Raw genomic sequence first — 23,786 nt, 5'->3', positions numbered from 1 at the left:
ACGCCCGCCTCTTCTGCCCGGATGTGGGCCCGCTCACATCTCGATACATCGGACGCACGGGGCCCAGGCGAGTGCACAAGGACCTGGTCGCAAAGCGCGTCTCGCCACGCGAACTGCTTCGAGCCCGACGATCAGGGCACAGCCACCCAGGATGTGGAAGTCACGCTTCAACCCGATGCGCCGGATCAAGGTCTTCGACCGCGCTGCGGTGACGATCGCCGGCGTCGAACTGCTGCACCGAGTTCGCAAGGGTCAGTTCGATCCCGGCCGGCTGCAGATTCGGGGCCAAACTGCGCCCACGATCTGCAATGCCGTACTTTGGGCATCACCTTTCGCGGCCCTCCGGAGACGTCTCTCGGCCACATCGAAACTTTGCACCGGAGCCGCTTGCAGGCCGGTTGTCGTTCACGGTTCATAGGTGATGGTCATCGTCATCGAATCACTGAAGCTGCCGGCTTTCAGCGTGGTCTGTCCGGCTGGCACTCGGCCGTAGACCGTGTGCGTCTGGCTGCTGTTGCCGGAAGGGATGCTGCCGGTCAGGACCCCCCCGCGGATGCCGTCGCCCCAGACCGACCCGTAGGTAGCCTCCGTGAAAACGTTGAAGGCCATCGGTTCGCCGCCATGGGTAGCGTTGTTCAAGTAGCGCACGCCAATGCGGTCGCCCGGCCCGTACGTGCCCGGTCCGAGACTGACCGTATAGCTGCCATTGGTACCAATTGCGGTGCAGACGACGGACACGGTGGCTGTGCTGGTTGCGGCCACCGAATTGAGCTTGCCCGCGCTTGTCACCGGCTGGTAGCCGCCGAAGGCGAGCCCGCTGGAGCTGACCGAGCACGCCCCCGCGGCCAGCGCGTTGCCTGAGGCAGCAGCCAGGCCCAGGGCGAGCAATGTCAAGAAGGCACCGCGTCCGGTGGGCTGAAAGCGCAGTTCTTTCATTGGTTCCCTTCGTCGCAGATCAATGGCCCGATCCTGCCTGGCACGCCGTCCACGCTGATGGGCACCGCCAGTTCGAGCGCGCAGCCCCCGCCAGACCAGCTCACCTGCACGCGTTGTCGTGTCTCCGCCAGATCGGTCAGCCAGACTTCGCCGCGACGCCCGGCGCTGAACTCGAGGCCCACCGGTAGCAAGCGCAGCCGTGTACCCACTGGCACTGGCGTGCCATCGCGCTGACGCAGCACCAGCAGTGCTTGCCGGGTGCGCTTGACCATGAAGTCGACCGCCATGCCGCTTCGGGCAAAAGGCAACACCTCCTGGCTCGTGCTCGCCACCTCGACGTCGAGCGGCAGGTCCACAGGGTCGATCTCGATCAGGTTCTTCTGCCACGGCAGGAGTCCAGGCACGAAGGCCAGGCCCCTGGCGTCGGTGACGGCAATGACCTGATGACTGCGCATGACGGGCACACCCTCGACGCCATCCATCTTTACCACCGCAACGCTGCCCTGCCCGACCGGCCGCGACGCAAACGCCATGCCCTCCAGCCAACCGACGGTGCCGCGTCCGCCGACGCGAGTCGCCACCTGGCCGCGCGAGTCGGCGACAGCGTCGAGCGCCCACTCGGCCTGGCTGGTGTTGTACTGCATGCCAGCCTGCGCGCGCGGGCTTTCTTCGGTGGCGGCCTCCACACGCCAGCCCAGCCCGGGACCTGCCGGCGGATTGCGCGTCGCGGCGAGCGTGCCATTCAGGTCCCCGCTGATGTCGCGCTCGATGCGCGCGGCTGTGTGCACGCCACCCTCCAGCGGCAGACTTACCAACATCGAGGCGCTCCAGTCCTGGCCGTCAAGGCGCTTGTTGACAGACATGCTCAGGCTTGCGCGCTGCCACAAGGGCATGTTGAGGGACAGGCCGAGCAGTTGCATCCGCTCGCCGTCCCAGCGGTTCTGGCTCACATAACTCAAGCCGCCGCTCACCACGCCCCACAGCGGCCCGCCCAGGGTCGCCAGCCAGCGGTCGCGCACACGCTGCAGCCTCACGGCGGGGGCGATCGATTCGCCGAAGGGCGCGAAGTCCCGGCTCGCATGTTCGTACTGCAGCGCACCACCACCAGAGGGCGAGCTGCGCTCGATGCCCGCCTGCATCATCAGGCCGCTTTCCCGCAGGCCCTGCGGGTCGCCGCTTGAGGCTGCCGCTGCCACTCTCCCCACACCCAAGTTGCCCAGCAGGCTGCTCAGCTCAGCGCCCGCTGCGCCTCGATCGCGCTGCAGCTCCAGCCGCATCTCGCCCGTCAACGTGTTCGTCAAGCCTTCGCGCCACGTGCCGGCGCCAAACGGATGGGCATACGCACTGTCGCCGCCATAGCCGGTGCGCAGCCAGCCCGCCTCGAACGAAAAGTCACTCAGCTGCGGCGCCAGCAATCGCGGCGAGGCGTAGTAGCTCTGACTGACCACGGTCTCGCGCCCAAGCAGATCGCGCACGACAAGGCCGACCTCGCCAGCGCCAGTCACGATCGGGACGTTGGGCAGGTCAAATGGGCCGGGCTGCAGCGGCTGGCTTGATCGACGCGCATTGTTCACCAGCACCTCGACGGTCGAAGGCAGCGCGGCCTCACCGGCCAGGGAGATTTGCGGCAGCGTCACGAACCCCGGCTGAGTGCCGAAGTCGCGACCCCAGCGTACGCCACCATAGCGCACGGGCCGGCTCCAGCCGCCCGCGACGCCGATGGTGTCGCCCACCACCACCGTTTCCATCCGGTCGGGCAGGTCGTAGCGCCAGTACGTGTCCAGCCGGGTGGCGGTGGTGCCGACCCGGGCCCCGCTACCGCTCTTGCTGAGCAGCGCAGATGCAACGATGTTGCCGAAGCCGCTGAAGGCCACCGCCTCCAGCATCGCGCCGCCCGAGTTGTCGCCACGGGCATGGTTCATCGAGACGTCGTAGTTGAGCATCGCACCGGGCCGTGGCCGTGGTGGGGGCGTCGTCGCGCTGTCCTGCAGCTCAAGCGTGGAGCCGATGAACGCGCTGGCCGGTGCGCTGATCTCCAGGTTCAGGGTCCGGCGGTCGATGCGATAAGTGGCCCCGGCCAGGCTGCCCAGTGCATAGCCCGGCGTGCCATCGCTGAGCGTGGAGGTCTGATCGAGCTTGGCCAAGCGCGCATCGGCCCACACGTTCGCCGGCAGCAGCAGTGTGCCGTCAGGCCGTAGCTCCGCCCGCGCCACGTCGTTCAAGCGCCTTGCGTTGACGGTCACATCCAGTAGCAGCCATTGCGCCCTTGGCGTGCCGCTCGCCGCAGCACCGGCACGGGACCCGCGACGCGCGCGTGGCACGACTGGCGAGGCGGCGGCTGGCTCGCCCGGCGTCAGGGCGGCGGCGACCGCTGGCGTTGGCGGCTTCAGTATCGGCTCGAGCTGCAGTACCCATGAGTCGGCGACACGACGCAGGCGCGGCTCCACCGCCTCGCTGATTTCGAGTTCGAGCCGTGACCCCGTCGCCGTGCTGTGCAATGCCAGCGCTTTCAACGGACCGATGCCCTCAGGCGGGAGTGGGGGCAGCGCCTTGGTGAGCGTGACAGGAATATCGGGCCACTCGAGCGCGACCCGGTATGGCCCAGGACCCACGGCGCCCGACCGGGTGACGACCGGCTCCATCTGCAAAGGATCTTGCACGCGCAGCTGGACCGCCGGGCCGCGGGCCTCCAACAGACTGACGGCCATTTGCACCGCTTCAGCGGGCGTGGCCCACGCGAGCGAGAGCGCGCCAACCCCTGCGATCCAAAGGGCAACAGTGGAAGCAGCAGACGCATCTTTCAAGAGCCCCGGTTCCCGTCACCGGCCTGCAGCGTCTCGCCATTGCCAATTTCCACCTGCACGGCGCGTAGCGCACCCGTCTGTCCGCTTGCCAGCGGCACGCGCCACTCATGCTCAGCGCCGGCCAGCACATTTGCACCGTCTTTGAGGGCGAGGGCCTGCTGCCAGCCGTCGCCCGTCACCGTCAGTGTCTTGACTTTCAGCCGGCGGTTGCCGGCATTGAGCAAGCGCACGCAGGCTTCACCGGACCGTACCGCCGCTTGAAGCGCACACGGTTTCCAGAGGACTGCATGGAATGGCTTGCCGGAAGGCGCAATCATGATCGGCAGGTTGTGGCTGACCTTGAATGCGATCGAAGCGCGCCCTGTCGCTGCGGCCTGTTCCTCGGTGATATTTTCCAACGCCAGCCGATAGGTCCGCTCAAGGGGCGAAGGCGCGGGCGACCGCAACATCACGCGAATGACCTGGCTTGCATGCGCGGGCACATCGACGATCGCAGGCACCACCAGCAGCGCCTCGGTCGGTTCATAGCGATCGATCCCATCGATCTGCTGCCAGACCAGGGTCTCGGTCTGAAAAGTCATCGCACGATCGCTGCCATTCGTGACGGTGACGGCAATGGCCTTGCGTGGAGAATCGATCTCGAGGACGACCGGCGAAATCATGACGCCGGCCGCCTCCGCCTCCGCCTTCGCCACTGCGGCGCAGCCGACGCCGCAAGCCAGCAAGATTGCCGCCACGAGATAGCGCCGTACTGGCCGCAGGGTGATCACGGCGTATACGTGATCGTCATCGCGACCGTGTCGGCGTAGGTACCCTTCTTCGCGGCCGCCAATTGCGCGCCCGTGATGCGGCCATAGATTGCCTTGTTGGTGGTTGCGGCGCCGGTCCCCGTGTATGCAATCACGCCCGAAGCCCCGTCAAGCACCGTGGTATAGGCGGAACTCGTGTACAACTCGTAGGCGAGCAGGTCCGACCCGGAGATCATCTGGCGAACGCTGCCCGCGGGCTGTGCGCCGAGGCCAGCGCCGATCGTGGCTGAGGCACCATTGGTGCAGGCAATCGAAATGCTGGTGCCCGAGTCGGCGTCGTGGTTACCTTGCGTCACGGTGCCGAGACCGGCATTCACATGCAACGTCAGCGTGCCGAAATCCAGCGTACCGGCACCGATTGCGCAGGCGTTTTCGACCGTGGCGCCGACTGTCAAATTGGCGCTGTCAGTATCCGCCCATGCCCCGTCCGCCATTGCCATCGCACCTGCGGCACCGATGACCAGCGCCAGCTTCTTCAGATTCGTATTCATGTCATTTTCCAATCGCTACCCAGAGCAAGATCGCTCAGTCCCATATCGCTGATGCGGACCATGCCGCTATCACGAACGGACGGATTCTGCGGCTGCACATTTCCCCGCTGAATACGTGCGGCCACGTACGCAACGGCACTTGTTCACGCAACGCGACGCTTCGCGAGCACAGGGCAAAGAGAATCGGAATGCGGGTGGAGCAGACCCTCACCGCGAATGTCGACGCTCGCCTCATTGAACCGATGGTTCTCATTTTTCTTGAGCTTGAAAGCCATCCCGCGCGGCTTCATTGGCCTTCGGCGGCGATCAAGCTGCGACGGATCAGGCCTGCCACGTTGGATGCACCCATCTTCTCCAACACCCGACTTCGATGGATCTCGACGGTGCGAAAGCTGCCGCCCAATTCCTTGGCAATCTCCTTGCTGGACATGCCCAATACCATCCGGTCGTACACCTCGCGCTCGCGCACGGTCAGCGCCGCCAGTCGCCCGGCGTGCGCGATGGCAGCGGATTTTTCCGGCCCGGCGGGAGTGGATACATGGACAGCGAATGCGCGGCGCAAGCGCGCTACGAGATCTGCGGCGTCGAAGGGCTTCTCGACGAAGTCGACGGCGCCGTTGCGCATCGCCGTCACCGCCACTGCAATGTCCGAACTGCCCGCGAGAAACATGATCGGCAGCAACACGCCGCGCTCGCGCAGCAAGGTCTGCAGCTTCAATCCCGACACCTCGGGCATGCGAACATCGAGAAGCAGCACGGCCGGCGACTGCAGGTCGGCATGGGCAAGCAGGTCCTGTGCCGAGGCGAAGGTCTTGAAGCCGAGCTTGGCGGTCGTGAACGTGCGCTGCAGCAGCGCTCGCATGAACTCGTCATCGTCGACGGCCAGAACCATCGCAGGCGGCGCAAGCACGGACAGGCTAGCTTGCGGCATCGGGCTGGCGAGCGTCCAGGAAGTGTTGAAGGAGGTTCATCTCGTGGTCGAAGCGCTTCATCAGCGTGTCGAGGCCGGCCACCTGCTGCGTCTCGGCTTGCTGCTCGAGCTCCGAGCACAGCTTGCCCAGGCGCATCGCACCGATGGCGCGCGCGGAAGACTTCAGCTTGTGGGCACTGTCGGCGACCGAGCGCAGGTCACCGCTTTGCCATCCGCGCCACATGGCCTCGCGGGCCTGCGCCCCGGACGCACGAAAGGCGTCGAGCACCTCTGCCACGCCGAGCGGGTCGTCGCCGATCAAGTCCGTGAGGACGTGCAAGTCCGCCGGTGCTTCGGGGGCCGGGAGGGCGATTGCCGCATCGAGGGCGGCCTTGAGCTCCTCCAGACGCACCGGCTTGCTCAGGTGGGCGTCCATGCCGGCCGAGAGGCAGCGCTGTTTCTCGTCGCCCACGGCGTTGGCGGTCAGCGCGATGATCGGAGTGTGGACACCGGCAGGTTCTTCGCGGCGGATTGCTGCAGTGAGCGCATAGCCGTCCATCACGGGCATGTGCAAGTCGGTGAGCACGAGCGAATAGGAGCCGCTGCGCCAAAGCGCAAGGGCCTGCCGGCCATCGGCAGCGATGTCTGCGGAGAAGCCGATCAATGCCAGTTGCCGCAGGATCACCTTGCGGTTGGTGTCGTTGTCCTCGGCGATCAGCACGCGGCTTGGGGTCGACTCCGATGGCTCGCCTGCGCCCGAGTGATGAGGAGTCTTCGGGGACGGCTCGTCGGCCTGGGCGCTTGCCCGCAGTCGTCCGCAGGCCAGGCCGAGTGCCTTGAACAGGCTGCGACGCGGTAGGGCATTGGCATCGATGCGCAGCAGGTCGGCCGCTTCGATGCGCGGTCGACGGCGTTCACCCCAACCGAACACCATGAAGCGGACCTTGCTGTTGTGATGCGGCGGCACCAGTGCACGCAGCAGGGCCGGATCGTCTGCCGGCTGGTCGGGCAGGATCAACAGCAACTGCTCGCCGGGCGCCCACGCAGCCCCCGCGAGGCTGTCCAGGTCATGAAAGGAGTCGACCACCGCGCCCGCATGGCGAAGCGTCTGGGTGATGTCGCATGCGAGCGGTTGCACGTGGCCGACGATGCGGCAGCGCAGGCCCCTGGCCACCGACCAGAAGTCGTCGGTCTCTGGTGGCTCGTTGGCTGGCGTGGGCAGGCTAAGCCGCACCGTAAAGCGGGATCCCAGGCCCAGCGAGCTGGCCACCGAGATCCTTCCGCCCATCGCTTCGACCAGCATGCTGGAGATGGCCAGGCCCAGCCCAGTGCCCCCGAAGCGGCGCGTGGTTGAAACATCGGCCTGCGAGAACGGCGTGAACAGTTTGGCGAGGGTCGCTTCGTCCATGCCGATACCGTTGTCGGTCACGACGAGGTCGACCGTCACGCCGGCCTTCCCTTTCGACACGAGCACGGCGCGCACCGACACCTGCCCCGCGTCGGCGCGGCCGCTGGTGAACTTGATCGCGTTCTCGACCAGATTGACAAGCACCTGCCGCAACCGCGTCTCGTCGCCCACGACCTGGGAGGGAATGTCGGGATCGACATGCACCGTGAACTGAACGCCGCCCTTGGTCGCCTTGTGGTCGAGCATGCCGCAGACGTTCTCCACCAAGTCGCCCAGAGGCAGGGGCTGCGCCTCCAGCGTCAGCTTGCCGGCCTCGATCTTGGAGAAGTCGAGGATGTTCTCGATGATGCCGAGCAGCGAGAAGCCGGAGTCGCGGATCAGGTCCACGATCTCGATCTGCTCGCCCATCAGGCTGCTGCGGTGAAGCAGGTCGATCATTCCGATGACCCCGTTCATCGGCGTGCGTATCTCATGGCTCATGGCGGCGAGGAAGGCAGACTTGGCGCGGCTGGCCTGTTCGGCACCGTCGCGCGCGAGTTCAAGCTCCGCGGTGCGCGAGCGCACGCGCGCCTCCAGTTCCAGGTTCATTTCGCTGAGCCGGTCCTGGTCCCGCTTGCGTTCGGTGATGTCCTGGGACATCACCACGATGCCGATGACCTCTTTGGCTGCGTTGCTGTACGGAACCTTGTCGGTCTGGACCCAGATGACTTCGCCATCGGGCCTGTGGCTTTTCATGAGCACACCAAGCTTGGGCTGGCCGGAGCGGATGACCTCCAGGTCGTCGGCGCGCATCAGCGCGGCGTCGGGATAGATCTCCTCCGCGGGGCGGCCTTCGATCGCGTCTACGGTCAGGCCGACGGCCTCGGCGGCGCGACGGTTCAGGCGCACGATGACGTCCTGCGTGTCCTTGAACCAGATCATCGCGGGCATCAGGTCGAACAGGATGCGCAACTCCATGCGCTGGCGCTGCAGCTCCCTGTGGCTGCTGGCGATTTCGAGTTCGGTCCTCTTGCGCTCGCTGATGTCGCGCATGACCCCCGACACCGAGGCGACTTGGCCATCGCCCCCCTTGTGTGCGATGAGGACCTGCGACACGGGGATTTCCTTGCCGTTGCGGGTCGTCAGGACGGTCTCGCCGCTCCAGGTGCCCTCCCGCATGGCGGTGAGCACGCCCTCAGCAAGCTCGCCGCTGGGACGCGACACGAAGTCCCAGGCGGAGATATCTGCCAGGTCTTCCGACGGATCCAGCTCGAGCGCCTTGCGGCCGGCCAGGTTGAGGTACTGCAGGCGCCCGTCGGCGCCGCTGATGCATACCAGGTCAGTGGTCGACTCGAGGATCGCCGCCAGGCGCGCGCGTTCCGACTCGGCGCGCTTTTGCAGCGTGACGTCCTGCAGCGCGCCGTGCACGCGCGTGGTCCGGCCGGCAAGGTTGCGTTGCGCTTCTCCGGTGCAACGCGCCCAGATGACGCGTCCGGTGGCCGTGCGCATTTCGAGCTCGACGTCGAACGGCACGCCGTCCTGCGCGCAGGCGTCGAACGCCGCCTTGATCACCCCCTCAGACTGCGGTGCCCATCGCGCAAAGGCCTCTTCAAGGCTGGGCACGGTGTTGGCGGGCACCTCCAGGATCTCGCAGACGCCATCGGACCAGGCGACCCGCCCGCTGGGCAGCTCCACCGCCCAGCCTCCGAGGTGGGCCGTGTGGCCTGCGATGCGCAACAGCGATTCGCTCTCTCGCAGCCGTTGCTCGGCGCTGAGTCTGTCGACGGCGGCCCACGAGCGCTCGGCGGCCTCCTGCAAAGTGAGGAGCTCGCCCTTGGTCCAGTCGCGGGGCCGCGCCTGATGCACGGCGATCATTGCCAGCAAGCGGCCCTGCTTGGTCAGCGGACAGCAGATGATCGCCTCGATCCCTATCGAAGCAAACATCTCCCCACCCTGACCCGATGGCAGTTCGAGGGCGGTGTTGCGAAGCACCAGCGAACGGGCACCATGCAATTGGGCAGCCGTTTGTGCGCCGAAGCTTGACAGGAGGTGGTCGGCTTGCGCGCCTGCACAGCTTGTCACGTGGTCATGAACGACCTCGAAGCGGTCGCCGTCTTCGTGCATTTCTGCGTACGCACAGTGTGCACCGAGCTGTTTGCCAAGCATCCGGCAGGTCGTGGCCAGGATGTGCGTCGGGTCGGTCAGCCCGCGTGTCGCCTGGGTAAGGTCGTCGAGGAAGCGCACGCGCTCCTTGGTCTCGGCCAGCACCTCGTCCGCGCGCATGGATTTGCTGATGTCGCTGTGGATGATCATCACACCATCGACACCGTGCGGCCCGCCGGTGCCGAGTGCAGCCACCGTCATCTGGAACCAGCGCCGCTCGGTGGGAGAATGGCATGGATATTCGAGCGCAAAGTTCCGGGCGTTACCGCTGAGCACGGATCGCACGCCCGCCGCGGCCTCGTGCGCGCAATGGGCGTCGTCGCCCCGCGCCTTATCACAGACTTCCAGGTAGTTGAGGCCGATCCCGTCAGACCCGCTCGCCAGCCCTTCGCTGAACGCGAATTCGCGCCAGCGGCGGTTGACCGACACGATGTTCGCCTCCCGATCAAGGACCGCGACGTTCGCCGGAAGTGCGTCGATCACGTCGGCGAGCAGCGTTGCAAACTGCGGGTCGATTGCCAGCATCTGGTGGGTGAGTGCCACACGGTTCGAGACTGGCTCTTCGGCGCACGCCGATGCCGAGTCCATCAGGCCCGTGCCTGCGTATGGTGCGCCTCCGGGGCCATAGGCTCGCGGACGGCATCGAGGGCATGCTTCAGACGCCTTTCGCTGTCTGCCAGGAGGCTTTCGCTGCGGTAGCGCTCGAGTGCCATCTGAATGGTCGCGTGCAGGCCGCGCTCGGAAAAAGGCTTGAGCAGGTAGCCGTATGCGCCGCTTCCGCGCGCGCGTCCGAGGACTGCGTCCTCGGAATAGGCGGTCAGGAAGACTACAGGGGTGCGCCTCTGACGCACGATGGTTTCCGCGGCCTGGATTCCATCGCCTCCAGGGCCAAGATTGATGTCCATGAGTACCAGGTCGGGCTGCGCGCGTTGCGCCATCTCTACGGCCTGGTCCCGCGTCGAGGCGACTCCGGCCACTTCGTAACCAAGCCGGGCCAGCGTTCGCTGCAACAGCAGCGCGATGACGCTGTCATCGTCGACCACGAGGATGCGGACCTTTTCTCCCGTGCCGCTACCTGTCCCCAAGGGCGGGGTGGCCTGCACGGCGTTCGCAGGCGGGGTGGCGATGGATTCGCCTCGCACGGTACCGGCGCTCGGGTCGAGAAGAATGAGCGAGGCCCGATAGGCCGCGCGGCCCGCAAGCTTGGTGTGGACAGCAAGTTGTTTCCAGGCCCGCTCCTGATCGGACGGCGACATTTCATGCGACGGTTCGGTCAGGGAATGCGCCACGGCAAGCAAGGAGATCGCAGAGCGCAGGCAGAAATTGACCGCTGAATCTGCCGGACGGGCCTGGAAGCTCAAGTCTTCGATGCGTCGGATCTCATCCTGTTCGTCCGGGCTCAGCGCCATCAGGTCCGTCGGAGATCGAAAACTCACCGGTGCCTGTTCACTGAAAATATGGTGCGACGCCAGTTCGATCACGTCGATGGCCCGGGCGAGCAAGTCGCCCGGGTAAGGTGTTGCGGGAATATTGCTCATGAGATGCTCATCGGTCTCGGCTTCAGTGGCGGATTGGCAAGTTGAGGATCTCTGTCGGCAGATCCAGAAAGGCTTTGTGGCATTTGCCTGGATCCCCGTATGCGAGAGCGCACAGAAGAAGAATTCCCTCGTGTATTGATATGACTGTTCGGTCCGTTGTCATCCCACATCGACCCAAGCAGCCGAGACGATTGGCCGCCATCCTCATCAACGATTCAGTGGACCAGAGGAAAAAGGCGAACCGACTGCGCCCGGCCAATTTCGCCTCGTCAAGGGCAGCGTCTTCACGAGCCAGCAGTTGCGGGCTGTGACAGGGATGTTCCTCGCGTGCGGCAATGCGATACCGATCAAACTCAGGCAAATTCTCGGCTGGCGAGGATCAACTGAACAGGTTCAGTTCCGTGGCAATCGAACGGGCCAGATCGCGCAGGCGGATCGATGGCGCAGAGGCTGCAAAGCCCCGAAACTTTACTGAGATGGAACCGGCGCCACCCCAATACGACACTAAGCGGCTCATCAACCGCTTTTCATTGGAGGTCTGCGATGGACATCGACATTCCGGGCATCGACTTGGCCAAGCGCGTGTTTCAGCTTCATGGTGCGGATCGCAGTGGTCGCGCCCTGCATCGCTCCAAGGTCACGCGCGACGGCTTCGTGGAGGCGGTGCGCTCTTTGCGTCCACGGCTGGTGGGCATGGAGGCATGCAGCTCGGCGCACCACTGGGGCCGATGCTTTCGGGCCATGGGCATCGAGGTGAGGCTCATCAGCCCCCAGTACGTCTCGCCGTTCGTAAAGACCAACAAGAACGATCGCAACGATGCACAGGCCATCGTCGAGGCCGCGAGCCGTCCGACGATGGACTTCGTGACTGTGAAGTCGGTGGAGCAGCAAGACATGCAAGCTGTCCATCGCGTTCGCCAACTGTTGGTTCATCAGCGCACCGCACTGATCAACCAGGCCAGGGGCCTGCTGGGTGAACGAGGCGTGACGATGGCAAAGTCACCCGAAGCATTCAAGCGCGCGGCGCCGAAGGTACTGAGCTCTTGCGAAGCGAGGTCACCAGCATCTGCCAGGCAATGGTCCTGGAGCTCACCGAGCAGATCCAGGCGCTGGAAGATCGGATCAAGCACGTCGAGGCCTGGATCAATTCGTTCAGGAAGCGCTCGGCGCTGTGCAAGAGGATCGCCGTCGTCAGCGGCGTCGGGCCGATCACGGCGACTGCGATGGTCGCGGCGGTTGGCGAGGCCAATGAGTTTCGCAACGCCCGACATCTGTCGGCCTGGATTGGCCTGGTGCCACGTCAGTATTCGTCGGGCGGCAAATCGCAGCTCAAGGGCATCAGCAAGCGGGGCGACACCTACCTTCGAACGCTGCTGATTCACGGGGCACGCACCGTGCTGCGCTACGCAGTGGGCAAGACCGATGCCCAGAGCCGGTGGCTGCAGGATCTGATCGCCCGTCGCGGCTACAACCGAGCGGGCGTTGCGCTGGCCAACAAAAGAACGCGCGGGCGCGCGGGTGATCCAGGCGCTGCTGAGCAGCGACGCACCCTACCGCCCGAGCGCCGCGGCGCACTGAGCGAACTCTCGACCTTCGGCAAGCACCTCATTCAGGGAGGGAATCACCCAGCACTGGTTTGCGAAGCTTTCGGAAGTGATGACAAAACTGGTTGGATCAACACCCTCAAGCCTGTCTCTGGTGCCGGCTGTTCCTTCGGGCTCGAGGTCGAGCAACTGCGTCGCTGCACGGAGGGTCCAGTCGTCGACCACCTCAAGCGGCCGACTTGAACGCACCAGGGCCCAATGTCCAGGGCGACCTGAACAAGAACGCCCGAGTACAAAGCCTCCAGGCCTCCAGGCCTCCAGGGCTCATCGAGGGCTGCATCACTGGATATCGGTCGACTATTCTTTTTCCATCATGGGAAGGTCAAGTCCAAACCGAGCAGGCTGCCGAGGCCGAAGGTGAGGAGCGAGAGGACCAGGAGCGCCAGCACGAAGATTGCGGCTACCTTGCCGCCCGCGCGCAGCACCGAGCCCGGCTTCTCGTTCTCCCTCCCCTTCTTGCCTTGGTCGTAATGCCACTTGATGGCAAAGAACATGCCCGTGCCGATCACGAGAACCTTGAACGTCATCAAGACGATGGGGACCCAATCCATGATTTTCAGTATTTCCAGAAGAACTTCAGGTTGAGCGACGCAATGAGGTCAGGGTCTGCCATGGGGGAGTATCCCAGATACCGCTCCTGCGCTACTTCGTTCGCGACGAAGACCCGCAAAAGCGCCGTCCGGGCGGCTAGCGCCCGAGCTCCTTCGCGCTGACCCCCGCGATGCCCCAGTTTTCCTTGGGCACATCGTGCAGCCAGACCCGCACGTTCTCCCTGGGCGTGCCGACCGCTTCGACGATCGCGTGCGTGACCTTCTCGATCAGCGCCCGCTTCTGCTCCTCGCTCCGTCCTTCGATGAGATAGATCTGCGCAAATGGCATGGCCTTCTCCTTCAGGCGAAGCGCATGCCGACGCTGCCCATGCCCTGCACCTTGAGCGTGACCGAATCGCCGGCCTTCACCGCGACCGCCTCGGTGATGCCGCCCGACAGGATCAGCGTGCCGGCCGGTATCTCCTCGCCGCGCGCGCCGAGGTGATTGGCCAGCATCGCGATCGCCGCGGCCGGATGTCCCAGCACCGCCGCGCCGGCGCCGAAGGCCACCGGCTCGCCGTTCTTCTCCAGCACGATGCCAACCGTGCGCAGGTCGACCTCGGCCACCGGCAGCGGGCGCCCGCCGACCACGAAGCGCGAGGCGGAGGTGTTGTCGGCGACCACGCTCTTGAGGTCGAACTTGAAGTCGCGGTAGCGGCTGTCGATGACCTCGATGCCCGGCAGCACGAAGTCGGTCGCAGCGAGCACCGCGCCGATGTGGCAGCCCGGGCCCCTGAGCGGTGCGCGCGTGACGAAGGCGATCTCGGGCTCGACCTTGGGGTGGATCAGCTCGGCGATGCGGCATTCACCGCCTTCGGGCACCGCGTAGTTGTCGGCCATGAAGCCGAACACTGGCGTGGTCACGCCCATCTGCTTCATCTTCGCGTGCGAGGTCAGGCCGGCCTTGAGCCCGATGATGCGATGGCCGCGCGCGATCTTGAGCCGACGGATCTCGTTCTGGATCGCATAGGCGTCGTCCCAGTCCATCTCGGGGTATTCGTCGGTGATCTTCGGCGTGTCCTTCGCGTTGCGTTCGCAGCTCTCCAGGTGCTCGGCGAGGGAAGCGATGGTGTGGAGGTCGAGTTTCATGCGGCCACCTTCTGCATCTCGTTGCGAGCCCGCGCGAGCGTCATCGCGGTGTCCTCGATCATGTCTTCCTGTCCGCCGACCATGCCGCGCCGGCCGAGCTCGACCAGGATCTCGCGCGCCGGCACGCCGTACTTGGCCTCGGCGCGCCTGGCGAACAGCAGGAAGGACGAATACACGCCCGCGTAGCCCAGGGTCAGGGAGTCCCGGTCGACCCGGATGACGTGGTCCATGATCGGCACCACGCGATCTTCGGCCACGTCCTGGATGCGGAACACGTCGACGCCGGTCACGATGCCCATGCGCTCGCACACGGCGACGAACACCTCCATCGGCGTGTTGCCCGCGCCCGCACCGAGCCCCGCGGCCGCGGCGTCGATGCGATTGGCGCCCGCTTCCACCGCGGCAACGGAATTGGCGACGCCCATGGCGAGGTTGTGATGGCCGTGGAAGCCAAGCTCGGTCGAAGGCTTCAAGGCGGCGCGCACCGCGCCGATGCGCGCCTTCACGTCCTCGGGGAGCATGTGGCCGGCGGAATCGGTCACGTAGATGCAGTTGGCGCCATAGCCCTCCATCAGCAGCGCCTGGCTCACCAGCGTCGCGGGACTGGCCATGTGCGCCATCATGAGAAAGCCCACGGTGTCCAGCTCGAGCTTGCGCGCCATCGCGATGTGCTGCTCGGAGACGTCAGCCTCGGTGCAGTGCGTGGCGATGCGTACCGTGTGCACGCCGAGCCCGTGCGCCATGCGCAGGTGTTCGACAGTGCCGATGCCCGGAATCAGCAAGGCCGAGACCTTCGCGTTCTTCATCAGCGGAATCACCGCGCCGAGGTAGTCCTCGTCGCTGTGCGCCGGAAAGCCGTAGTTGACCGAGCTGCCCCCCAGCCCGTCGCCGTGCGTTACCTCGATCAGCGGGACGCCCGCTTCGTCGAGGCCGATGGCGATGTGGCGCATCTGGTCGAGCGTCATGAGATGGCGCTTGGGATGCATGCCGTCGCGCAGCGTCATGTCGTGGAGGGTGATCTTCCTGCCATTGAGAGTCATGGTGCCTCCTATGCCGAAACGGCTTCGAGTTGAATCTGGCCGGCCAGCATCGCCTCGGCGAACAGTTCCGCCGTGCGTGCCGCGGCGGCGGTCATGATGTCGAGGTTGCCCGCGTACCTGGGCAGGTAGTCGCCCAAGCCTTCGATTTCGAGGTAGATCGACACGCGCCTGCCGTCGAACACCGGGCCGTTGACCAGCTTGTAGCCCGGCACGTACTTGCGCACCTCGGCGATCATCCGGTGCACCGACGCGGTGATGGCGGCCTGGTCGGGTTCGTCCTGCGTGAGGCAGTGCACGGTGTCTCGCATGATCAGCGGCGGTTCGGCTGGGTTGACGATGATGATCGCCTTGCCCTTGGCAGCGCCGCCCACCTCTTCCACCGCGGCGGCCGTGGTGCGCGTGAACTCGTCGATGTTCCCGCGCGTACCGGGGCCGACCGAGCGGCTCGACACGGTGGCGACGATCTCGCCGTAGGCCACCGCCTGCACCCGGGACACGGCGGCCACCATCGGGATGGTGGCCTGCCCGCCGCAGGTGACCATGTTGACGTTCATGGGCGCGTTGCGCAGCTGGTCCTTGAGGTTGACCGACGGCACGCAGAACGGGCCGATCGCCGCCGGCGTGAGGTCGATCATCCGCACGCCGAGCGCGTTGAGCTTGCGCGAGTTCTCGGCATGCACGTAGGCGCTGGTGGCGTCGAAGGCGATCCGGACCTCGTCGGCCTCCACGTGCGGCAGCAGGCCGTCGACGCCATCTGCCGTGGTCTTGAGCCCGGTCTCGCGGGCGCGCTGCAGCCCGTCGGATGCGGGGTCGATGCCGACCATCCACAACGGTTCGAGCAACGGGCTGCGCTGCAGCTTGGCCAGCAGGTCGGTGCCGATGTTGCCGGGCCCGATCACGGCGCACTTGATCTTCTTCATGGGTTTGAGTCCTTCAATGAAAGCGGACCGAGCAGCCGCCGAGGCCACCGATCGAAACGCGGAAGTTGTCGCCGGCGGCGGCCGGGAACATGGCGGCCAGCGCACCCGACAGGATGACCTCGCCGGCCTTCAGGCCGATGCCGAGCCGGCCGAGCGTGTTGGCGAGCCAGGCGACGGCATTGACCGGCGAGCCGAGCGCTGCGGCGCCGGCACCGGTGGCGATGATTTCGCCGTTCTTCTCCAGCACCATGCCGCAGGTGCCGAGGTCGATGCGGCGCGGGTCGACCGCGCTGTCGCCGAGCACGAAGACGCCGCAGGAGGCGTTGTCGGCCACGGTGTCGGCGATCCTGATCTTCCAGTCGCGGATGCGCGAATCGACGATCTCGAAGCAGGGCATGACGCATTCGGTGGCCGCCAGCACGTCGGCGTTGCCGATGCCCGGCCCCATCAGGTCGCGCTTCAGGATGAAGGCGATCTCGCCCTCGGCCTTGGGCTGGATCAGCGTCCGGCTGTCGATCGATTCCCCCTCGCCGACGATCATGCCGTCGAGCAGGTAGCCGAAGTCGGGCTGGAAGACGCCGAGCATGTTCATCACGGCGCGCGAGGTGACGCCGATCTTCTTGCCGACGATGCGCTCGCCGCCCTCGAGCCGGCGCGCGATCATGCGCTGCTGCACATGGTAGGCGTCCTCGATGGTGATGCCTTCGTGGCGGCTGGTGAGCGGCTCCACGACCTGGCGGTCGCGCAGCGCGGCATGGAGCTCGTCGCCGAGCTGGTGGATGAGCGGTGTGTCCATGGTGGGCAATGTCGTGTCGTGGAGATGAATCAATCGGCCTCGGCGAGGAAATCGCCGACCAGCCGTGCAAAACGGGCGCCGTGCTCGATCTGCGTCCAGTGGCCGCAGCGTCCGAACACATGCAGCTGGCTGTTTGGAATCCAGTCGGCCAGGGTCAGCGAGGTGGCGAGCGGGATCACCTGGTCTTCGCGGCCGTGGATCACCAGCGTCTCGTGCGGCAGGGCACGAATCGCCGCTTCCGGGCTCGCCATGGCGTCGACCCAACGCTGGCGCGGCGCCGGGAACATCGCGCCGAAGGATTCCTGGAAACCCGGGCGGATGCTGGCCTCGTAGCGCAGCTGCGCGAGCTCGTCCGTGACGAGTGCGCGGTCGTGGGCGAACACGTCCATGATGCGGCGCATGTTCTCGAACGAGGGCGTATAGCCCCATACGGCGTCGAGCCCCGGCGTGATCGTGAAAGGCACGCCGACGCTGCCCATCAGCACGAGCCGGCGCACCCGGTGTGGCGCGTGTATCGCGAGTGCCAGCGACAGCGCGCCGCCGAACGAGTTGCCCACCACGTCGACGCGCTCCAGGTCCAGCGCATCGAGCAGGTCGAGCGCCTGCTGCACCCAGGTGTCCATCGTGTAGGCGAGGCCCGGTGGGCGGTCGGTGTAGCCGAAACCCGTCATGTCCGGCGCGATGACGCGCCGCGCCTGCGCCAGCACCGGCAACGCGAGTCGCCAGTTGGCCCACGCGCTGACGCCGGGGCCCGAGCCATGGATGAAGAGCGTCGGCGCGCCCTGCCCCATATCGTGCACGTTGGTGTCGAAGCCACCGGTGCGCACCCGCCGGCCGATCTCTGGATTGCTCATTGCAGCGGACTCCTCAAAGCTTGACGCAGACATTGCGCAGTTCGGTGTAGAACTCGAGCGAGTGCACCCCGCCCTCCCGGCCGATTCCGGAGGCCTTGGCGCCGCCGAAGGCGGTCCGCAGGTCGCGCAGGAACCAGCTGTTGATCCAGCAGATGCCGACCTCGACCTGCTTCGCCACGCGGTGCGCCCGCCCCAGGTTTTCAGTCCACACCGTGGTCGCGAGGCCGTAGTCGGTCGCGTTGGCCAGCGCGACGGCCTCTTCCTCGGTGTCGAAGGGCGCGATGTGACAGCACGGGCCGAAGATCTCCTCGCGGATGACCGCGGCGCTTTCGGGCAGGCCGGTCCAGATCGTCGGCTGAACCCAGTAGCCTTCGGCCAGTGCGCCGGTCATCTGCGGGACGCCGCCGCCGGTGACCACGGTCGCGCCTTCGTCGTTCGCCTTCTGGTAGTACGAGAGCACCTTCTGCTGATGCTCGCGCGAGATCAGCGGGCCGAGGTTCACGCCGGGTTCTTCGGAGGGTCCGGGCTTCAGCGCCTCGGCCTTGGCCTTCAACGCGGCGACGAAGCGCTCGAAGATCGGCCGCTGCACGTAGACGCGCTCGGTGCCCAGGCACACCTGGCCGCAGTTCTCGAAGGCCGAGCGCGTGATGCCGGCCACCGCCTTGTCGAAGTCGGCGTCGGCGAACACGATGCCCGCGTTCTTGCCGCCGAGCTCGAAGGACACGGGACGCACGCCCTTCGCCGCCGCGGCCATGATGGCCTCGCCGGTGCGCGTCTCGCCCGTGAAGGTGATGCCGTCGACGCCCGGATGCGTCGTCAGGAACTCGCCGGCGGACTGCGGCCCGAAGCCATGCACCACGTTGTAGACCCCTGGCGGGATGCCGACCGCATTCATCACCTCGCCGAGCAGCGTGGCGGTGGCCGGCGTCTCTTCCGAGGGCTTGACCACGACGGTGTTGCCGCAGGCCAGCGCCGGCCCGACCTTCCAGGTCATGAGCAGCAGCGGCAGGTTCCACGGGCAGACCACGCCGATCACGCCCAGCGGCGAGCGGATCGCGTAGTTCAGCGCGTGGCCGCCATCGGGCGTGGCGGTCTCGAAGGTCTCGGTCGGCACGTTCTTCACGATGTCCGCGAAGACCTTGAAGTTGGCGGCGCCGCGCGGGATGTCGACATGCGAGGCCAGCGAATGCGGCTTGCCGGTGTCGGCCATCTCGGCCTGCAGGAAGTCGTCGAAGCGGCGGTTGATCTCGTCGGCCACCGCATGCAGCAATTCGACCCGACGCGCCACGCTCATGCGGCCCCATTCGCCCTGCAGCGCCGCACGGGCCGCGCGCACGGCGGCATCGACGTCGTCGGCACCGGCCTCGTGGACGCGCCCGAGCAGACGGTTGTCGGTCGGCGAGCGGTTGTCGAAGGTCTTCGACGTGGCGACGAACTCGCCGCCGATGAAGTTGAGGTAATGCCTCATGTCCGGCCTTTCAAGTCAGCACCGAGAGGAAGTTCTCGTTGAGCTTTCGGTCGTGATAGAAGATGGCGCGGCCCAGCTCGTCGTCGGTCCAGGTCAGCGGCGGCTTGTCCGGATAGAACACGTAGCCGCCCGAGAAGACCTCGTTGCGATTGCCGCTCGGATCGAAGAAGTAGATCGTCTCGCCGCGCGTGATGCCGTGCCGCGTCGGCCCGATGTCCAGCGAGACGCGCTTCTTGGTGATGATGTCGGCCGCCTTGAGCACCTCGCCCCAGTTGTCGAGCAGGAAGGACACGTGGTGGAACTTGTTCTTCTCCGGGTGGCGGATGAAGGCGATGTCGTGCGGCTTGGTCGAGCAGGTCAGGAAGGCGGCGATGGCCATCCGCTCGGGGCCGGCCACCACGCTCTCGGCCACGTGGAAGCCCAGCACCTCGGTGAAGAGCTTCATCGTGCCGTCCAGGTCGTCGCCGTACAGCAGGCAGTGGTCGAAGCGCGAGGGCGCCATGCCCTTCAGGTCGTCGGGGGAGATCTCGGGGTTCTCGTAGGGCATGCCGTTGCCGACCTTCTCCTTCTCGGCGAAAAGTTCGATCGAGTGGCCGGTCGGTATCGTGAAGCGCAGGCGCTTGCCGGTGCGCAGGTGCTCGCCGGCGGCGATCCACTGAATGTCGGTCGCCAGGCCGCTGGCCTCGAGGTCGACCGCGAGCTTCTCGAGCGTGGCGGGCGAGTCGACCCGGAAGCCCATGAAGTCCATGCCGGCCGTGTCGGCCTCGCGCAGCACCACGCTGTGATGGTCGTGCTCGTCCCAGGCCTTGAAATAGACGCGGCCTTGCGCATCGCGCGCGGTCTCTATCAGGCCCAGAACGTCGCGGTAGTGCTTGATGGACGCTTCCAGGTCGAGCACGCGCAGTTGAATGTGGCCCGGTCGCAGTACGCCAGTGAGTGCCATGGGAGTCTCCTTCGGTGGTTGATGTTCAGGTGGGGGAATGGGTAACGGTGAGATGCCGCTCGATGCAGCGCGCCATCGTGGCGACCGCCCGCAGCTGCAGGTCGCTCTGCGGGTAGGCGCGGCAGGCCAGCACGTAGCCTTCGGCTTCCTCGTCGGCGCTGACGTGGCTGCGGCTCATGCGCTCGCAGCGCGTGCGGCCGGCCTCGATGCGCACCTTGCAGATGCCGCAGCCGCCGCCGCGGCAGCCGGCCGGGATGCCCTTGCGGCCGAGCTGCTCCATGCCGCCGAGCAGCGTCTGGTCGGCGCGGCAGGCATAGCGTTCGCTCGTGTTGCCGATGGCGACCGAGAAGCACGGGATTGCAGTCATCTCAGAGCGCCTTGAAGAGTGGACTGCGCGGCGCTGCATTGGCGGCGTCGGCGGCTGTGAAGAACTTCTCGGTGTAGATGTCGCGCTCGTACAGGCGGCCCTGCATCAGGGTCGCGATGCAGGCCTCGGTCATTGGCGGCGGTCCGCACAGATAGGCCTTGTGGCCGCGGAAGTCGTTCGCGTAGTGCGCCTTGAGTGCCTCGTGGGCGTGGCCACGAGCGCCGGCCCATTCGGCATCCGGCGCGAGGTCCGACAGCACCGGCACGTAGCTGAAGTTCGGATGGCGTTCCGCGAGCGCCTCGAAGAAGTCGCTGAAGTACAGCTCTTCGCGGTTGCGCGCGCCGTGTATCAGCGTGATCGGGAGCACGCAGCCTTCGTTCAGGAGGTCGAGCACCATGGCCTTCGGGCTCGACAGCCCGGACCCGCCGGCAACGAAGATCATCGGCAGCCGCGCCGACTTGCGCACGAAGAAGCGGCCGTTGGGCGCCGTGAATCGCAGCGTCTGCCCGACCTGCAGCTCGTCGTGCAGCCAGCCCGTCGCGCGTCCCTGGGGCACGCGGCGGATGTGCAGCTCGATCAGGTCCTCCTGCGGCGCATTGGCGATCGAGAAAGCCCGCTCGCCCTCGACGCCGGGCACATGCAGCATCAGGTACTGCCCCGCCTGGAACGCGGCGGGCCTGGCCGAGCGCAGCCACAGCCCGCGGATGGTCGGCGTCAGCATGCGCGCCTCGACCAGTTCGGCGTCGAAGTCCTCGAGCGGCAGGAACTGAGCGTCGGGGTCTTCGTCGATCTCGGCCTCGATCACGAGGTCGGCCTGCGCCGTCGCGCAGCAGGCGAGGATCTTTCCTTCGTCACGCTCGAAATCCATCAGCGCGAAGTTCGACGCCTCGCCGTGCTCGCATTCGCCTTCGAGGACCTGCACCTTGCAGGTGCCGCAGACGCCGTGGCCGCAAGCGTGCGGCAGCCACACGCCGGCGCGCAGGCAGGCGTCCAATACCGTCTGGCCGTCGCGGGCGGCGACAGCCTGTCCGAGCGGCTCGATCATGATCTGGAAGCTCATGGCGTTCGTCCTTCGCGGGTTCAGCTGTGCGAGCCCTTGATGCCATTGAGGCCGGGCACCCGGAAGCGGATCACGGACTTGTGGACAAGGCCGTTGTCGGCCAGCGACTTCGCCGGGTCGGGCATGAAGGGCCGGCCCGAGTCGAACCACTGCGCTTGCCCCCAGTCGATCTTCTCGAAGTCGGGATGGCTGCCGTAGACGCCGGGCAGCACCTCGGTGAGGAGCGCGCCGAAGGGCATCGTGGCGGGCAGCAGCAGGCACACGGGCGAGCAGAACAGCAGGTGGTCTTCCCAGCCGATGTAGAGAAGGCGATTGCCGTGGAAGCGGTCTTCGCTGTCAGCGACGGTGCCGGTGTAGTCGGGGGCGAGTGCAACAACAGACATGGGTTTCTCCTGTGTCGGGTTCGGTGGGGGCTTCAGGCGGCCTTTGGCTGCGCAGGCTGCGCCGACAGGTCCTGTCCGGTCCAGCGTTCCCAGTTCGCCTTGTCCGGCGAGGTGTTGAATTCGCCGTTGTCCGCGCCGTCGTTGATGTGGTAGTACTTCAGCACCGCGGCCAGCGGGTCGAAGCCCGGCACCGTCGGGTCGGCACCCTCGGGGAAGCAGTTGCCCTGGTAGATCTGGTGCACCGGCAGCCAGGCCTGCACGTACTTCTCGGGCTCGTTGTCGAAGATGTCCTTGCAGCCGTCGGAGCAGAAGTGATGCTTCATGCCGTGGTAGCTGCTCTCGCGGTAGCAGATCTTGGTCGGGTCGTCGGGCTCGGTGAAGAACATCGGCACCTGGCAGGTCTGGCACAGCATCGGCAAGGTGTTGTTGAACCAGCGCTTGCCCTGCCGCTCCTGTTCGGCGAGCCACTCGAAGCGCGGTCGATACATCGTGTCGAAGGTCTCGGGGTACTTCTGCGACAGCCACTCCATCTCTTCGGGCAGGGGCACCCAGACGTTGAAGTTGGCCGCGTGGCCGTAGTTGTTGAAGGTGGCCCAGGCCTCGTGCGAGAGGCGGCTCTTTTCTTTCGCCGCCACTTCGTGGTACTTGGGCATGCGGATGCCATAACGCGCCAGATCCTGGAACAGCGCGCCGCCGTTCTTCTCGAAGTACATCTCCCAGGCCTCGGACCAGCTCATCACGCGCTTGGGCAGCATGTAATCCATCATCATCGCGACCAGGGTCAGCAGGCGGTAGCCTCGCCAGAACCACTTGTCCACCCACTTCTGGACGATCGGCACGTTGTCCGGGTCCTGCTCCAGGATGAACTTCACGACTTCGAGGCCCAGCGTCATGTGGCGCGACTCGTCGCTCTGGGCCGAGAAGCCGAAGGTCACGGTCGCCATGTCGCCGTTGTAGGCGGCGCCGCTCATGAAGGGCATGAACAGCAGGTTGGTCAGCACGTATTCGAACGAGAACGAGATCGCGGTGACGAACTCGAAGGGCCCGGCGCTCATCGCGTCCTCGAAGTAGCTCTTGGGCACCGAGAGATACCAGACCCGGTCGTGCATGTGCTGCGGATCGTGCAGCCCGTTGAAGAACTTGTTGAAGTGGCTGATGGTGTGGAACTGCGTCTGCGCATGGCGCAGCTCGTCGATCGACTGCATCTGGCAGGCCACGCGGGCGCCGACGCCGCGAAACGATCGCCCGGCCATCGCATAGCCGCGGTGCGCCGCGTATTCGAGCGGCGACACGCCGGACAGGAAGAGCTTCAGGGTGTTCAGGTAGCGCGGGTCGCTGATGTTGAACTGGCCGTTGTTCTGCTGGAAGGCGTCGATGATCGCGTAGAGCTTCTTTTCCTTCTCGCCCTGGAACTTCCAGTAGGCGTCCATCGTGAGGCGGAACGGGTCTTCCCACTTGTCCCAGTCGTGGATCTTGATGCCCTCGAACTTGTCGAAGGGAAAGACATCGTCCATCGACTGGTAGGTGGTGTCCCAGCCGAGGCCGCGGGTCATCATCGCGTAGCGTTCCTTCAGGCCGAGCCGGGCGGCGGGGCGCTTCGTGTTGTCTGTCTGGGTCATGGCGTCTTGTCCTTG

At 66.0% G+C, this 23,786-nt stretch carries 20 protein-coding genes and 1 pseudogene; 1 reads left to right on the top strand and 20 read right to left on the bottom strand.

The window, feature by feature from the left end:
• Positions 1-405: 405 nt before the first annotated feature.
• The 7 genes from QTI66_RS36355 to QTI66_RS36325 form a co-directional block, all read right to left on the bottom strand.
• Positions 406-936 carry a Csu type fimbrial protein gene (locus QTI66_RS36355; RefSeq protein ID WP_286565235.1) on the bottom strand — a complete coding sequence of 177 codons (531 nt, stop codon included), beginning with the start codon at positions 934-936 and terminating at the stop codon, positions 406-408.
• Positions 933-3,644, bottom strand: coding sequence for a fimbria/pilus outer membrane usher protein (locus tag QTI66_RS36350; RefSeq protein WP_286565234.1), 2,712 nt, complete (start codon positions 3,642-3,644; stop codon positions 933-935). The genes QTI66_RS36355 and QTI66_RS36350 overlap by 4 nt, the downstream gene beginning before the upstream one ends.
• A 92-nt stretch (positions 3,645-3,736) precedes the next feature.
• A complete protein-coding gene (locus QTI66_RS36345; protein ID WP_286565233.1) occupies positions 3,737-4,510 on the bottom strand; it encodes a fimbrial biogenesis chaperone in 774 nt (257 codons plus the stop codon).
• Complete coding sequence (locus QTI66_RS36340) at positions 4,507-5,040, bottom strand: Csu type fimbrial protein (RefSeq protein WP_286565232.1); 534 nt, start codon at positions 5,038-5,040, stop codon at positions 4,507-4,509. Before QTI66_RS36340 ends, QTI66_RS36345 begins: the two co-directional genes overlap by 4 nt.
• Before the next feature lie 286 nt (positions 5,041-5,326).
• On the bottom strand, positions 5,327-5,971 hold the full coding sequence (locus QTI66_RS36335; RefSeq protein WP_286565231.1) for a response regulator transcription factor: 645 nt from the start codon (positions 5,969-5,971) through the stop codon (positions 5,327-5,329).
• Positions 5,958-10,088, bottom strand: a complete 4,131-nt coding sequence (locus QTI66_RS36330; RefSeq protein WP_286565230.1) for a PAS domain S-box protein — start codon at positions 10,086-10,088, stop codon at positions 5,958-5,960. The genes QTI66_RS36335 and QTI66_RS36330 overlap by 14 nt, the downstream gene beginning before the upstream one ends.
• Positions 10,088-11,038, bottom strand: coding sequence for a response regulator (locus QTI66_RS36325; RefSeq protein WP_286565229.1), 951 nt, complete (start codon positions 11,036-11,038; stop codon positions 10,088-10,090). Before QTI66_RS36325 ends, QTI66_RS36330 begins: the two co-directional genes overlap by 1 nt.
• A 543-nt stretch (positions 11,039-11,581) precedes the next feature.
• Between QTI66_RS36325 and QTI66_RS36320 the strand changes: the two are divergent.
• Positions 11,582-12,616 (top strand): annotated as a pseudogene (locus QTI66_RS36320) (IS110 family RNA-guided transposase).
• A 337-nt stretch (positions 12,617-12,953) separates the two neighbouring features.
• Here QTI66_RS36320 and QTI66_RS36315 read toward each other — a convergent pair.
• From QTI66_RS36315 to QTI66_RS36255, 13 genes are all read right to left on the bottom strand, one after another.
• Complete coding sequence (locus QTI66_RS36315) at positions 12,954-13,169, bottom strand: hypothetical protein (RefSeq protein WP_286565246.1); 216 nt, start codon at positions 13,167-13,169, stop codon at positions 12,954-12,956.
• Positions 13,170-13,329: 160 nt separating this feature from the next.
• Complete coding sequence (gene thmT / locus QTI66_RS36310; RefSeq protein WP_286565228.1) at positions 13,330-13,521, bottom strand: 2-hydroxymuconate tautomerase; 192 nt, start codon at positions 13,519-13,521, stop codon at positions 13,330-13,332.
• An 11-nt stretch (positions 13,522-13,532) separates the two neighbouring features.
• On the bottom strand, positions 13,533-14,321 hold the full coding sequence (gene dmpH / locus QTI66_RS36305) for a 2-oxo-3-hexenedioate decarboxylase (protein WP_286565227.1): 789 nt from the start codon (positions 14,319-14,321) through the stop codon (positions 13,533-13,535).
• A complete protein-coding gene (gene dmpG / locus QTI66_RS36300; RefSeq protein ID WP_286565226.1) occupies positions 14,318-15,361 on the bottom strand; it encodes a 4-hydroxy-2-oxovalerate aldolase in 1,044 nt (347 codons plus the stop codon). The genes dmpH and dmpG overlap by 4 nt, the downstream gene beginning before the upstream one ends.
• Positions 15,362-15,369: 8 nt before the next feature.
• Positions 15,370-16,281, bottom strand: coding sequence for an acetaldehyde dehydrogenase (acetylating) (locus tag QTI66_RS36295; protein ID WP_286565225.1), 912 nt, complete (start codon positions 16,279-16,281; stop codon positions 15,370-15,372).
• 13 nt (positions 16,282-16,294) lie between these two features.
• Positions 16,295-17,077 carry a 2-oxopent-4-enoate hydratase gene (gene dmpE, locus QTI66_RS36290; RefSeq protein WP_286565224.1) on the bottom strand — a complete coding sequence of 261 codons (783 nt, stop codon included), beginning with the start codon at positions 17,075-17,077 and terminating at the stop codon, positions 16,295-16,297.
• A 29-nt stretch (positions 17,078-17,106) separates the two neighbouring features.
• Positions 17,107-17,964: an alpha/beta fold hydrolase gene (locus QTI66_RS36285; protein WP_444815091.1), complete on the bottom strand. Its 858-nt coding sequence runs from the start codon at positions 17,962-17,964 to the stop codon at positions 17,107-17,109.
• Complete coding sequence (locus tag QTI66_RS36280; RefSeq protein ID WP_286565222.1) at positions 17,945-19,399, bottom strand: 2-hydroxymuconic semialdehyde dehydrogenase; 1,455 nt, start codon at positions 19,397-19,399, stop codon at positions 17,945-17,947. The genes QTI66_RS36285 and QTI66_RS36280 overlap by 20 nt, the downstream gene beginning before the upstream one ends.
• Before the next feature lie 10 nt (positions 19,400-19,409).
• The gene (locus QTI66_RS36275) at positions 19,410-20,342 is read right to left on the bottom strand and encodes a catechol 2,3-dioxygenase (protein ID WP_286565221.1); all 933 of its coding nucleotides are present in this window, start codon (positions 20,340-20,342) and stop codon (positions 19,410-19,412) included.
• A gap of 25 nt (positions 20,343-20,367) precedes the next feature.
• Positions 20,368-20,709, bottom strand: coding sequence for a 2Fe-2S iron-sulfur cluster binding domain-containing protein (locus tag QTI66_RS36270; RefSeq protein WP_286565220.1), 342 nt, complete (start codon positions 20,707-20,709; stop codon positions 20,368-20,370).
• Position 20,710: 1 nt separating this feature from the next.
• Complete coding sequence (locus tag QTI66_RS36265; RefSeq protein ID WP_286565219.1) at positions 20,711-21,769, bottom strand: NADH:ubiquinone reductase (Na(+)-transporting) subunit F; 1,059 nt, start codon at positions 21,767-21,769, stop codon at positions 20,711-20,713.
• Positions 21,770-21,789: 20 nt separating this feature from the next.
• Positions 21,790-22,152: a phenol hydroxylase subunit P4 gene (locus QTI66_RS36260; RefSeq protein ID WP_286565218.1), complete on the bottom strand. Its 363-nt coding sequence runs from the start codon at positions 22,150-22,152 to the stop codon at positions 21,790-21,792.
• 32 nt (positions 22,153-22,184) lie between these two features.
• On the bottom strand, positions 22,185-23,771 hold the full coding sequence (locus QTI66_RS36255; RefSeq protein WP_286565217.1) for an aromatic/alkene/methane monooxygenase hydroxylase/oxygenase subunit alpha: 1,587 nt from the start codon (positions 23,769-23,771) through the stop codon (positions 22,185-22,187).
• Positions 23,772-23,786: the final 15 nt, after the last annotated feature.

The sequence above is a fragment of the Variovorax brevis genome (assembly GCF_030317105.1).
GTDB lineage: Bacteria > Pseudomonadota > Gammaproteobacteria > Burkholderiales > Burkholderiaceae_C > Variovorax > Variovorax brevis.
Note: the sequence above shows the minus strand (reverse complement) of the source record. Positions and strands in the feature narration are given on the sequence as shown.